12 protein-coding genes are annotated in these 12056 nt (G+C 71.2%); 3 read left to right on the top strand and 9 right to left on the bottom strand.

Translation table 11 applies throughout. The annotated features are described in order from the left end of the window. Window positions 1-30: 30 nt before the first annotated feature. Window positions 31-2283 (bottom strand): MMPL family transporter, encoded by a 2253-nt coding sequence (locus ACFY9E_RS05665; RefSeq protein ID WP_390979601.1) that lies wholly within the window; start codon window positions 2281-2283, stop codon window positions 31-33. Window positions 2284-2622: 339 nt separating this feature from the next. Here ACFY9E_RS05665 and ACFY9E_RS05660 point away from each other — a divergent pair, with 339 nt between their 5' ends. After that, window positions 2623-3171 carry a DUF1697 domain-containing protein gene (locus ACFY9E_RS05660; RefSeq protein ID WP_390979599.1) on the top strand — a complete coding sequence of 183 codons (549 nt, stop codon included), beginning with the start codon at window positions 2623-2625 and terminating at the stop codon, window positions 3169-3171. Continuing rightward, window positions 3164-3538 carry a DUF4440 domain-containing protein gene (locus ACFY9E_RS05655; RefSeq protein ID WP_390979597.1) on the top strand — a complete coding sequence of 125 codons (375 nt, stop codon included), beginning with the start codon at window positions 3164-3166 and terminating at the stop codon, window positions 3536-3538. Before ACFY9E_RS05660 ends, ACFY9E_RS05655 begins: the two co-directional genes overlap by 8 nt. Here the strand turns inward: ACFY9E_RS05655 and ACFY9E_RS05650 are convergent. Further along, entirely contained in the window at window positions 3519-4376 is an 858-nt protein-coding gene (locus tag ACFY9E_RS05650; RefSeq protein WP_390979595.1) for a transglutaminase domain-containing protein, read from the bottom strand. The genes ACFY9E_RS05655 and ACFY9E_RS05650 overlap by 20 nt on opposite strands. A gap of 156 nt (window positions 4377-4532) precedes the next feature. On the opposite strand from ACFY9E_RS05650, the gene ACFY9E_RS05645 reads away from it, so the two are divergent. Continuing rightward, on the top strand, window positions 4533-5360 hold the full coding sequence (locus ACFY9E_RS05645; protein WP_390979593.1) for a GvpL/GvpF family gas vesicle protein: 828 nt from the start codon (window positions 4533-4535) through the stop codon (window positions 5358-5360). A gap of 78 nt (window positions 5361-5438) precedes the next feature. Here ACFY9E_RS05645 and ACFY9E_RS05640 read toward each other — a convergent pair whose 3' ends face one another. From ACFY9E_RS05640 to cysC, 7 genes are all read right to left on the bottom strand, one after another. Then, on the bottom strand, window positions 5439-6191 hold the full coding sequence (locus tag ACFY9E_RS05640) for a CbiX/SirB N-terminal domain-containing protein (RefSeq protein ID WP_390979591.1): 753 nt from the start codon (window positions 6189-6191) through the stop codon (window positions 5439-5441). 5 nt (window positions 6192-6196) lie between these two features. After that, window positions 6197-7093 carry an ABC transporter permease subunit gene (locus tag ACFY9E_RS05635; protein WP_390979589.1) on the bottom strand — a complete coding sequence of 299 codons (897 nt, stop codon included), beginning with the start codon at window positions 7091-7093 and terminating at the stop codon, window positions 6197-6199. Beyond that, window positions 7080-7868 carry an ATP-binding cassette domain-containing protein gene (locus tag ACFY9E_RS05630; RefSeq protein ID WP_390979587.1) on the bottom strand — a complete coding sequence of 263 codons (789 nt, stop codon included), beginning with the start codon at window positions 7866-7868 and terminating at the stop codon, window positions 7080-7082. The genes ACFY9E_RS05635 and ACFY9E_RS05630 overlap by 14 nt, the downstream gene beginning before the upstream one ends. A 49-nt stretch (window positions 7869-7917) precedes the next feature. Further along, window positions 7918-9021 carry an aliphatic sulfonate ABC transporter substrate-binding protein gene (locus tag ACFY9E_RS05625; RefSeq protein ID WP_390979585.1) on the bottom strand — a complete coding sequence of 368 codons (1104 nt, stop codon included), beginning with the start codon at window positions 9019-9021 and terminating at the stop codon, window positions 7918-7920. A 222-nt stretch (window positions 9022-9243) separates the two neighbouring features. Then, complete coding sequence (locus ACFY9E_RS05620; protein ID WP_390979583.1) at window positions 9244-10578, bottom strand: GTP-binding protein; 1335 nt, start codon at window positions 10576-10578, stop codon at window positions 9244-9246. A 2-nt stretch (window positions 10579-10580) separates the two neighbouring features. Next, window positions 10581-11516: a sulfate adenylyltransferase subunit CysD gene (gene cysD / locus ACFY9E_RS05615; RefSeq protein WP_390979581.1), complete on the bottom strand. Its 936-nt coding sequence runs from the start codon at window positions 11514-11516 to the stop codon at window positions 10581-10583. Further along, window positions 11513-12049, bottom strand: a complete 537-nt coding sequence (gene cysC / locus ACFY9E_RS05610) for an adenylyl-sulfate kinase (protein ID WP_283971681.1) — start codon at window positions 12047-12049, stop codon at window positions 11513-11515. Before cysC ends, cysD begins: the two co-directional genes overlap by 4 nt. Window positions 12050-12056: the final 7 nt, after the last annotated feature.

The raw sequence follows: 12056 nt of genomic DNA, 5'->3' as shown, positions 1-12056 counted from the left end.
ACCGACGGGCCCTTCGTGCGGCGGTGGCGGTCAGACCTTGAGGGGCTCGCCCTCGTCGTCCCGCGCCGCCGGTTTGGCGATCGCCTGCGGCGCCTCGTCGTGCGTGAGGTCCGGCAGCCGGTGCAGCCACTTCGGCAGGTACCAGTTGCGCTCGCCGAGCAGCGCCATCACCGCCGGCAGCAGCACGCCCCGGATGACCGTGGCGTCGATGAGCACCGCGGCCGCGAGGCCGACACCCATCTGCTTCATGGACTGCATGGACAGCGTCCCGAAGATCGCGAACACGGCGACCATGATGACCGCGGCACTGGTGACCACCCCGGCCGTGGTGACCACGCCGTGCCGGATCGCGTCCCTCGTCGCCAGGCCCCGCAGCCGTGCCTCACGGATCCGGGAGACCACGAACACGTGGTAGTCCATCGACAGGCCGAACAGGATCACGAAGAGGAACAGCGGCAGCCAGGTGATGATGGCGCCGACACCCTCCGCGCCCACCAGGGACGCGCCCCAGCCGTGCTGGAAGACGGCGACGAGGATGCCGTACGCGGCGCCCACCGACAGCAGGTTCAGCACGATCGACGTGACCGCGATGGTCAGCGAGCGGAACGACAGCAGCATCAGCGCGAAGGCGAAGACCACGACGAACGCGAACACCGGGACGACGGCGCCCGCCAGCTGGTCGTTGAAGTCCTTGGAACCGGCCACCTGCCCGGTGATGGGCGCCTCGACGCCGTCGACCTTGCCGAGCGTGGCCGGACGCACCTCGTCGCGCAGCTTGTCCAGGCTCGCACCCGCCTTGTCCTGGTCGGAGCCGCCGACCAGCGGGACGTAGACGAACGCGACGTTCTGCGCGTCGTGCAGCTTGATCTCCACCGGCCCGCGCGAGGCGCCCGAACTGATCGCCCGCTCGCGGAAGTCGGCGAGTGCGGACTTCACCTCGGGCGCGTTGATGTCGTCCGCCTTGACGATCACCTCGGCCGGCTCGGAGCCGCCCGGGAAGGCGTCGTTGAGCCGGTTGTACGTTTGCACGATGGGCAGCGAGTCGCCGAACTCCTGGTCCAGGGTGAACTGTTGCGTCTTCATGCCGAGCGCGGGAGCCGTGATGGCCAGCAGCGCACCGGCCGCCACGACGACGGCGATCACCGGCTTGGCGAGGACGCGCCGCAGCACGGCCGTCCAGAACCGGCTGTCCTGGCTGCCGCCGCCCCGCTTGCGCCGCCGCAGGAACGGCAGGCGGCCCTTCTCGACGCGCTCGCCCAGCAGCGACAGCAGCGCGGGCAGCACCGTCACGGAGCCCACCATCGCCACGGCCACCACCATCAGCGAGGCCAGACCCATCGCCTCGAACTCGGCGAGCCCGGTGAACAGCATGCCCGCCATCGCCACGCACACCGTGACACCCGAGACGACGATCGCCCGGCCACTGGTCGCGGCGGCGATCCTGAGGGCCGTCCGCGCGTCCCGGCCGGCCTCGCGCTCCTCGCGCTCGCGGCGCAGATAGAACAGGCAGTAGTCGACGCCGACCGCCATACCGACCAGCAGCATCACGGAGTTGGCGGTCTCGCTCATCGGCATGACGTGGCTGACGACGCCCATGAGGCCCATCGTCGCCATGATCGCGGTGACCGCGAGCGCCACCGGCAGCAGCGCCGCGACCAGCGCGCCGAACGCGATGAGCAGAATGCCGAGGGCCACCGGCACGGCGGAGTACTCGGCCTTCTTGAAGTCGTCGCCGAACGCGTCGTCGAACGTCTTCATCATGCTGGCGCCGCCGATCTCCTCGATCCGCAGCGACGCGTGGTCCTCCTGGACGCCCTCGACGGCCTTCAGCACCGGCTCGATCCGCTCGCCGGCGGTGTCCGGCTCGCCGCGCACGTCGAACTGCACGAGCGCGCTGCGGCCGTCCTTCGAGATCGTCTTCGTGTCGTACGGCGAGGTCACCTCGGTGACCCGGCCCGTCCCCTCGACCGCCCGCACGACGGCGCCCACGGCGTCCCGGAACTCGGCGTCCGTCGCCTTCAGGCCACCGCCCTTCGCCTGGATCAGAACCGTCTCACTGGCCGGCTCGTCGATCCCGGCGTCCTCGATGATCCGCGCGGCGGTGTGCGTCTCGCCCTTCAGCTGGTCGCTGTCCTTGACGTCGACCCGGCCCGCTGCCGAACCGAGCCCCATCGCCAGGACGACGAACAGCACCCAGATGCCGACGGCGGCCCATCGGTGCCGGGCGCTCCAGCCGCCGGCCCGGGCGGCGAGTCCCCGCACCCGTATGTCTCCGTTCCCCATGACGGGCCTGCCCCCTCGTGATGCGGTGGCGACCCCCTGCCGCCCCCTTCCGTTTCGAAGGTATGGGCCGGATAAGGCCATCTCGTCGTGCTGGCCGGTGAAGTGGCGGGGCCGCACCTCATCCCCACGGACCGAGCCCCCTCCCCACTGGGGAGGACCGCCACGGACTGTGGTCCCTTACACCTATCGGGAGACATATCGGGCTCCCCGGGTGTGTGGATCCTGAGCAGACGGTTGTGCCCCGCGAAGACCGGTGAGTAATTTACGGGGCCGGGCAGCTGCCCGCCGCGGCCGTCGTGCCCACCCCCACGGGGCACGACGGCCGCCTATCGTGAGCGGATGACGACGACATACGCGGCCCTGCTGCGCGGAATCAACGTGGGCGGCAGCAGGAAGGTCCCCATGGCCGACCTGCGCACGCTCCTGGCCGGCCTCGGCCTCGACGACGTCCGTACATACCTGCAGAGCGGCCAGGCCGTGTTCTCCTCCGGCCACGGGGACGAGGAGTCCCTGACCGGGGAGATCGCGCGGGCCGTCGAGAAGCGCTTCGGCTTCGCCGTCGACCTGATCGTGCGGGACCACGCCTATCTGCGGGCGATCGCCGACGCCTGCCCGTTCCCGGCCGCGGACCTGGAGGCCAAGCAACTCCACGTGACCTACTTCTCCGCGCCCGTCACCGCCGACCGCTTCGCGGAGATCGACCAGGAGGCCTTTCTCCCCGAGGAGTTCCGCCTCGGCGACCGGGCCCTGTACCTGTACGCCCCGAACGGCCTGGGCCGCTCCAAGCTGGCCGAACAGCTGTCGAAACCGCGCATCAACAAGGGCGTGATCGCCACGACCCGCAACTGGAACACCGTCGTCAAGCTGGTGGAGATGACGGGTGCCTGAACACAACCCGGCCGTGGAGTCGGCGATGGAGGGCGAACTGGCCCTGCTCACCCCGAAGGTCCGCCGTTCGCCCGAGCGGGTCGGGGCGCTGCTGCACCCCGACTTCCACGAGTTCGGCGCCTCCGGCCGGCACTGGAGCCGGGCCGCGATCATCGCCTCCCTGGCCGCGACCACCGAGCCGGGGGTCCGGCCCGTCGCCGTCTCCGCGCTGAGAGGCGTCCAGCTCGCCCCGGACCTGGTCCACCTCACCTACGACACGGAGTACGACGGCAGCCGCGCCCACCGCAGTTCGCTGTGGCGGCGCACGGAGGGCCGCTGGCTGCTCTGGTTCCACCAGGCGACCCCGTTCAGCGAACGGGCAACATGACGCGGCGCTCCCCGAGGTAGGGCGCGTACGACGTGATCTCGGCCGGCACGGTCAGCCGCGGATCCGCGAAGAGCCGCCGCCGGTCGTCCTCGGAGCGGGCCGCGGCGACCGCGTCGGCCGCCGCGAGGTCGTCGTCGGTGAGGGGCGCGCCCTTGCGGAGCCCCGGGCCCCAGCCGTCCCAGGGGAGCAGCTCGACGCCGTTCAGCGCGGCCAGGTCGCGCAGCACGTTGCCGCGCACGAACCACAGGCCCCGCAGTTCTTCCACGGAGCTCACACCGCACGTCTCGGGGTCCACGCGCCCCTGCCGACAGGCCCGCCAGACGTCACCGGCCACCAGGAAGGCGTCCCGCGGCACGTCCATCGGGTCGAACGGCACGCCGTACCCGTCGTGGACCTGGGCGTCGGCCAGCCGCGGAACACCGTCCGGCGCACGGTACTCCGTGACCCAGTGGTCCTCGTACCAGCCGTCGGCGAAGTAGGTGGCGAACCCGCAGCGCACACGCGCCGGTGTCCCCGTGGCCCGCAGCAGCGAGCACAGCAGGAGCGAGAAGTCCCGGCAGGTCCCCACGAACCTCGCGGCGGGCGCCCGCCGTTCGGTGAGCGGGGTGTCACCGCGCTCCCGCAGGATCCGCAGGATCTCCGTGACGTACCGGGACTCGGCGTCGTGGTGCAGCCGTTCCTCGGGCACGGTGTACCCGAAGAGCCCGCCCTCGCCCCGGTGGACGACCAGGCCCCTGACCATCGCGGCCAGCCGGCGCGGCTCGCGGGGCAGCACCCCCGTGTCGAGTTCCCCGGGATCGCTGTACGGCGTCTGGCGCAGAGAGAAGTCCTCGTTCATGCCGGGACCCTCGGCCCTGCCCCAGGGGCAAGGTCAACCCGGTCGCCGTTCATGTGAACACCTCCGCCGCCACCTCCGTACCTACGGACGGAGGGACGGCACGAGAACGGAGTCTCGCGAGAGGAATCGCACGGCCACCGACAGGAGCCCGCAGTCATGAGCGACACGAACCTCGTCTACGCCTACGCGGTCCTGCGCCGCACCCCGGAGGCCGCGGCGGCGACCGCCCACCTGCGCGGTGTCGCCGGAGAGCCCATCCACCTGGTCACCCCGGCGGTCACCGGCCCCCAGCTCGCCTTCGCCGTCGGCCACGTCCCGCCCGCCGACTACGCCGACGCCCCCCTCCAGGCCCACCTCGACGACCTCGACTGGCTGGAGTCCACCGTCCGCTCCCACCACGCCGTGGTGGCCGCCCTGGTCGCCTCCGGCACCGCCGTGCTTCCCCTGCGCCTGGCCACCGTCTACCGCGACGAGGACACCGCCCGGCAGGCCCTCGACACCCGCCGCGGCTACTTCCTGTCCCTGCTCGACCGCCTCACGGGCCACGTCGAACTCGGCGTCAAGATCTACGCCACCCCGGACATCACCCCGCCCGAAAGCGGCACCGAGCCCGAACAGGACCCGGTCACCGGCCTCGGAGTCGGCCGCGCCTACCAGGTGATCCGCCGCCGCAGACAACGCCGGAACGACGACGCCTGGCGCACGGTCGCCCTGGCCGCCGCCCACCTCACCGACACGGCCGGCGCCCTCGCCGTCGACCGCGTCGCCCACACCCCCGAACGCGGCAGCCTCGCGGGCTCGGCCCCCGGCACCAACATCGGCAACGACGCCTACCTCGTCCCGAAGGACCGGGTCGCCGCCTTCCGCACGGGCATCCTCGCGGCCGCCCGGGGCGTCCCCGGCCTCCGCGTGGAGATCAGCGGCCCGTGGGCCCCGTACTCCTTCGCCCTCCAGCCCCAGCCGCACGAGGAGACGGCGGCGTGAGGGGCACCGCGACCGGATTCCCGCCCTGACGGCTTCGAGCCGGGCCCGTTCGGAACCCGCCCCGCCGGCCGGCTGAGGTCAGGCGCTCACCGCTGCGAGCAGCGGCACCCGTGCCGCCTCGTACCGTTCCAGCACCACCCGCGCCACCTCCGGCGCCGGGCCCAGGACGTCCGCCAGGACGTCCGCCTCCGCCGCGCCCCGGGCGATGCGGTCCGGGAGGAAGCCGGGGGCCAGGACGTAGGGCGCGACGGCGACGCGCGAGCACCCCAGGGCGCGCAGTTCGCGGACGGCGTCCTCGGTGCGGGGGAACCCCGCGGGAGAACCGGCGGAGGCGAACGCAGGCCGCACGGCGCACCAGCCGGTGTGCCGCCACTCCCGCGCGATTGCTGCGATCACTGCGATCGCCTCCGGGTCGGTGGACCCCGCCGAGGCCAGCACGACCCCGGTCGAGGACTTGTCGGCGGGGGCCAGGCCCGCCTCGTACAGGCGTCGTTCCAGGGCCGCGAGGAGGAGGGGGGAGGGGCCCAGGACGTCCGCCAGGTGGATGCGGAGCTGCGGGGACGCGTCCGCGAGGACCGCGGGAATGTCGGCCTTCGCGTGGAACGCCCGGGTGAGGAGGAGGGGCAGGGCGACGACGTCGCGGACGCCCTGCACCGCCAGGGACTCCAGGACCCCCTGCACGGAGGGGACGTTGAAGTCCAGGAAGCCCGTCTCCACCCGCACGTCGGGGCGCTGTGCGCGCACCCGGCGCACCAGGGCGTGCACCGTCGCGGCGTGGCGCGGGTCGCGGCTGCCGTGGGCGATGACGAGGAGAACGGGCTTGTCGATCATGGGCGTCAGTTCTTCACCAGGAGGCCGCGGCTGCGCAGCACCCACCGCTCCAGCGGGCTGAAGATGAGCAGGTCGATGGCGATGCCGACGATGAGGATCAGGAGGATCGCCTCGAACACCATGGCCATGTCGCTGGCGTTACGGCCGTTCTCCAGCAGCTGGCCGAGGCCCACGCCGAGGTCGGGGAAGGACGCGATGATCTCGGCGGCCATCAGGGAGCGCCAGGAGAAGGCCCAGCCCTGCTTCAGGCCCGCCACATAACCGGGCAGGGCGGCCGGAAGGACGATGTGCCAGGTGCCCTTCAGACCCGTCGCGCCGAGCGTGCGGCCCGCGCGCAGGAACAGCGGGGGCACCTGGTCGACGCCGGAGACCAGGCCGTTGGCGATCGACGGGACCGCGCCCAGCAGGATCACCGCGTACATCATCGAGTTGTTCAGACCCAGCCAGATCACCGCCGGCGGCACCCAGGCGACCGACGGCAGGGACTGCAGACCCGACAGGATCGGGCCGATCGCCGCGCGGATGAACTTCACCCGGGCGACGATCAGTCCCAGCGGCGTGCCGATCAGCAGGGCGAGGCAGAAGCCGAGCAGACCGCGCGAGACGCTGGTCCAGATGTAGCCGAGCAACTCGCCCTGGAGCCACGCCGTCTGCACGACGTCCCACACCGCGGACGGAGCGGGCAGCTTGGTCGGGTCGTCGACGACCTTGAACGAGACGAGCGCCTGCCAGAGCGCCAGCACCAGCGCGACGGCGAGGACGGGCGGCAGGATCTTCTCGGTCAACGTCTGCCGGAACGGCGTGCGGAGCGTCTGCCTCGACTCCAGCGCGTCGAGGCCCGCCTCCAGTCCGGCGAGATCGCTGCCGTCCTTGGCGACGGTCGTCGAATCAGTGCTGGCCATGACGGCGGATCTCCCCACGCAGTTCTTCGGTGATCTCGACGGACAGCTCCGCCACGGCGGTGTCCTCGATGCGACGCGGATGCGGAATGCCCACGGTCCACTCGCGGGCGATCCGCCCCGGACGGGAGGACAGCAGCACCACGCGCTGCGCGAGCCGGACCGCCTCGCGCACGTTGTGCGTGACGAACAGGACGGACAACTGGGTCTCGCGCCAGATGCGGGTCAGCTCGTCGTGCAGCACGTCCCGCGTGATGGCGTCCAGCGCCGCGAACGGCTCGTCCATCAGCAGCAGCTTGCTCTCCTGCGCGAGCGCACGGGCCAGCGCGACGCGCTGACGCATCCCGCCCGACAGCTCGTGCACCCGCTTGCCGTACGCGCCCTTCAGCCGCACCAGTTCGAGCAGCTCCTCGGCACGCTCGCGGCGCTCGGTCTTCGGCACACCCCGCAGCTTCAGGGCGAGTTCGATGTTCTTGCCCGCGGTCAGCCACGGGAACAGCGCGTGCTCCTGGAACATCAGCGCCGGGCGGCCGTCCGTGGCGATCTCGCCGGCGGTGGGGCGATCCAGGCCCGCCACCAGGTTGAGCAGCGTGGACTTGCCGCAGCCCGAGGCCCCCAGGAGGGTGACGAACTCGCCGGGCGCGACATCGAGGGTGATGTCGTCCAGGACGAGCTGCTGCCCGGCGGGGCCCGCGAACGACTTCGACACGTGGTCGATCCGGGCGGCGTGCGTGGCCGACCCGGTGCCGTCGGCGGCCTTGGCGAGGGTCGTGGCCATGGTCGTCACCTCCTGGGAACTCTTCACAATGCGGCTTCGGGACGCGGGCTTACTTCACGCCGAGGCCGGCGTCGTCGACCGTGGGCTCGCCCTCGGCCTTCAGGACCTTGTTCAGCGGAACGAGGTCGTAGATGCCCTTCAGGTCCGGCTTCTCGAGCAGCCCCGCCTTCACCGCGTGCTCGGCCTCGGTGTTGAGGGTGGAGGCCAGCGGGTCGTCGGTGAACTGGATCGACTTCCACGCCGGGTCCAGCACATCGGCCGGCAGCGCCTTGCCGGAGTCGGCCTCCAGCTGCTTGTTCGCCGCCGCCTTCGCCGCGTCCGGGTTGGCGTTGATCCACTTGTTGGTGTCGACCGAGCCCTTCAGCACGGCCTCGACGACCTTCGGGTGCTTCTCGAGGAACTCCTGCCGCACGATGATGTTCGTGATCACGAACTTCTTGTCCGGCCACAGCGACGCCTCGTCGAGCAGCACCTTGCCGCCCTCGGCGACCAGCTTCGACGCGGTCGGCTCCGGCACCCAGGCGCCGTCGACGGACCCGGCCTTGTAGGCGTCCGGAGTGACCTTGTTGTCGCTGCGGACGACCGTGACGTCGCCCTTGCCGCTCTGCGGGTCGACCTTCCAGCCCTGGTCGGCCGCCCAGTTGAGGAACGCCACGTCCTGCGTGTTGCCGAGCTGCGGGGTCGCGATCCGCTTGCCCTTGACGTCCTTCAGCGACTTGATCCTGTCCGGGTTGACGACCAGCTTCACGCCGCCGGACGCCGAACCGCCGATGATGCGCAGGTTCTTGCCGGCCGCCTTGGTGTAACCGTTGATCGCGGGGGAGGGACCGATCCAGCCGATGTCGATGGACTCGGAGTTGAGCGCCTCGATCTCGGACGGGCCGGCGTTGAAGATCGCGGGATCGACCCTCGTGGCGCCGAGAGCCTTCTGGAAGAAGCCCTTCTGCAGGCCTACCAGCGCGGTTCCGTGGGTCAGATTGCCGAAGTAGCCGATCTTGACGCTGTCGAGACCGTCGATCTTCTTCGCCCCGGCGGCGACCTTGGCGGCGCCGTCGTCCTTGGCCTGGGAGCCGTAGCCGCAGGCGGCCAGCGTGAGCAGGGGAAGTGCGGCGATGACCGCGAAACTGCGGCGAAGAGCGGATGAAGCAGGCACGGGAGGTGGTCCTCTCGGAGGCCCGGCGGTCACGGTCTCTCAGGTCGTGGCCGGGAGGTCGGCAGGTTTTCGTCTACGGCGGTGGGGGGTGAGGGCGCGCAGGCAGTGCGCGTACGTCAGCACACACATCGCGCCACTCCGCCCTGCCCGCTGCCGAGAGCACCGCTGCCGACGCGGCCGCCCTCCTTGGCGAACATCGAGTAGAAGTCGGGGGAGGTCATGTCAGAAGTCCCACCCGTCGTCCTCGGACTCGTCCTTGACCGGCTCCGGAGCCGCGAAGGACTCGCCGACCATGCCGGCGGTGAGGGTGGTGCCGTCGTTCGGGTCGATCAGGATGAACGAGCCGGTGCGGCGCGAGTCGGCGTAGGAGTCGACCGGCAGCGGCTCGGCGGTACGGATCTTCACCCGGCCGATGTCGTTGGCGACGAGCTGTCCCGGGTGCGGGTGCAGGGACAGGTCGTCGAGCGTGAGGCGGGACGGGATGTCCTTGACGATCGCCTTGACCGTGCGGGTGCCGTGCTTGAGCAGCACCCGGTGCCCGACCGTCAGCGGGGCGTCGGCGACATGGCAGACGGTCGCCTCGATGTCCTGCGTGGTCGCGGGCGCGTCCTTGCTCGGCACGATCAGGTCGCCGCGCGAGATGTCGATGTCGTCCTCCAGCAGGAGGGTCACCGACTGCGTCGTCCAGGCCACCTCGACCGGCTCGCCGAGCAGGTCGATACCGGCGATCTTCGAGGCCCGGCCGGACGGCAGCACCGTGACGGACTCGCCGACGTGGAAGGAACCGGCCGCGATCTGACCGGCGTAGCCGCGGTAGTCCGGGTGGTCCGGGCTCTGCGGGCGGATCACGTACTGCACGGGCAGCCGGGCGTGGCAGTGGCTCAGGTCGTGCGCGACCGGGACCGTCTCCAGGTGCTCCAGCACGGTCGGGCCGCCGTACCAGTCCATGTTCGCGGAAGGCTCCACGACGTTGTCGCCGACGAGCGCCGAGATCGGGATGGCGGTGACCTCGGGGACGCCCAGTTCGGTCGCGTACGCCGTGAACTCCTCGGCGATCGCCGCGAACACCTTCTCGTCGTAGCCCACGAGGTCCATCTTGTTGACGGCGAGGACCGCGTGCGGGACGCGCAGCAGGGCGGCGATGGCCGCGTGCCGGCGGGTCTGCTCGACGACGCCGTTGCGGGCGTCGACCAGGATCACCGTCAGCTCGGCGGTGGAGGCGCCGGTCACCATGTTGCGCGTGTACTGCACATGGCCCGGGGTGTCGGCGAGGATGAACCGCCGCCGGGGCGTGGCGAAGTAGCGGTACGCCACGTCGATCGTGATGCCCTGCTCCCGCTCGGCCCGCAGGCCGTCCGTCAGCAGCGCGAGGTCCGGGGCCTCCTGGCCGCGGCTCGCGGAGACGCGCTCCACCGCCTCCAGCTGGTCGGTGAGGACCGACTTGGAGTCGTGCAGCAGCCGCCCGACGAGGGTGGACTTGCCGTCGTCGACGGAACCGGCGGTGGCGAACCGCAGGAGGGTGGTTTCCGAGAGTTCCTCGGTCGTGATCGTGCTCATCTCTAGAAGTACCCCTCGCGCTTGCGGTCTTCCATCGCGGCCTCGGACATCTTGTCGTCGGCGCGGGTGGCGCCGCGCTCGGTGAGCCGGGAGGCGGCGATCTCCACGATCACCTTCTCGATGGTGTCGGCGTCGGAGTCCACCGCGCCGGTGCAGGACATGTCACCCACGGTCCGGTAGCGCACGAGCCGCTTCTCGACGGTCTCGCCGTCCTTCGGTCCGCCCCACTCGCCGGCGGTCAGCCACATGCCGGCGCGGGAGAACACCTCGCGCTCGTGCGCGTAGTAGATCTCGGGCAGTTCGATGCCCTCGCGGGCGATGTACTGCCACACGTCCAGCTCGGTCCAGTTGGACAGCGGGAACACGCGGACGTGCTCGCCCGGCGCGTGCCGGCCGTTGTACAGGTTCCACAGCTCCGGGCGCTGGCGGCGCGGGTCCCACTGGGAGAACTCGTCGCGCAGGGAGAACACCCGCTCCTTGGCCCGGGCCTTCTCCTCGTCGCGGCGGCCGCCGCCGAAGACGGCGTCGAACTTCTCCGCCTGGATCTTCTCGGTCAGCGGCAGCGTCTGGAGCGGGTTGCGGGTGCCGTCCGGGCGCTCCTTGAGCACACCGCGGTCGATGTAGTCCTGCACCGAGGCGACGTGCAGCCGCAGCCCGTGCTTCTCGACCGTGCGGTCGCGGTAGTCGAGGACCTCGGGGAAGTTGTGCCCGGTGTCCACGTGCAGCAGCGAGAAGGGCACCGACGCCGGGCGGAAGGCCTTCAGCGCCAGGTGCAGCATGACGATGGAGTCCTTGCCGCCGGAGAAGAGGATCACCGGCCGCTCGAACTCGCCCGCCACCTCGCGGAAGATGTGCACCGCCTCGGACTCGAGGGCGTCGAGGTGCGACAGCGCGTACGGGCTGTCGGTCTCCTCGGAAACGGTGGCGACGGTCGTCATGCCAGTCCCCTTTCGGTCAGCAGGGCGTACACGGAAGCCGCGGACTCCTGCACGGTCTGGTTCTGCGACTCGATGCGCAGATCGGGCGACTCGGGCGCCTCGTACGGGTCGTCGACACCGGTGAGCCCCGAGAGCTCACCCGCGGCCTGCTTGGCGTACAGACCCTTCACGTCCCGCTCGCTGCACACCTCGACCGGCGTGGCCACGTGCACCTCGACATACGCCGTGCCGTTCGCCTGGTGGCGCTTGCGCACCGCGTCCCGGCTGTCCTGGTAGGGCGCGATGACCGGGACGAGGGCCAGCACGCCGTTGCGGGCGAGCAGCTCGGCGACGAAGCCGATGCGCTGCACGTTGGTGTGCCGGTCCTCGCGGCTGAAGCCGAGGCCCGCCGAGATGAACTCGCGGATCTCGTCGCCGTCGAGCACCTCGACCCGGTGGCCCTCCTCGCGGAGCCGGCCGGCCAGTTCGTAGGCGATCGTGGTCTTGCCGGCGCTCGGCAGACCCGTGAGCCAGACGGTGGCTCCGGTCGTCACGTCACTC

The sequence above is a fragment of the Streptomyces sp. NPDC012466 genome, from assembly GCF_042955215.1.
Lineage (GTDB): Bacteria > Actinomycetota > Actinomycetes > Streptomycetales > Streptomycetaceae > Streptomyces.
The sequence above is the reverse complement of the archived record's forward strand: the minus strand, read 5'-3'. Positions and strand labels throughout refer to the sequence as shown.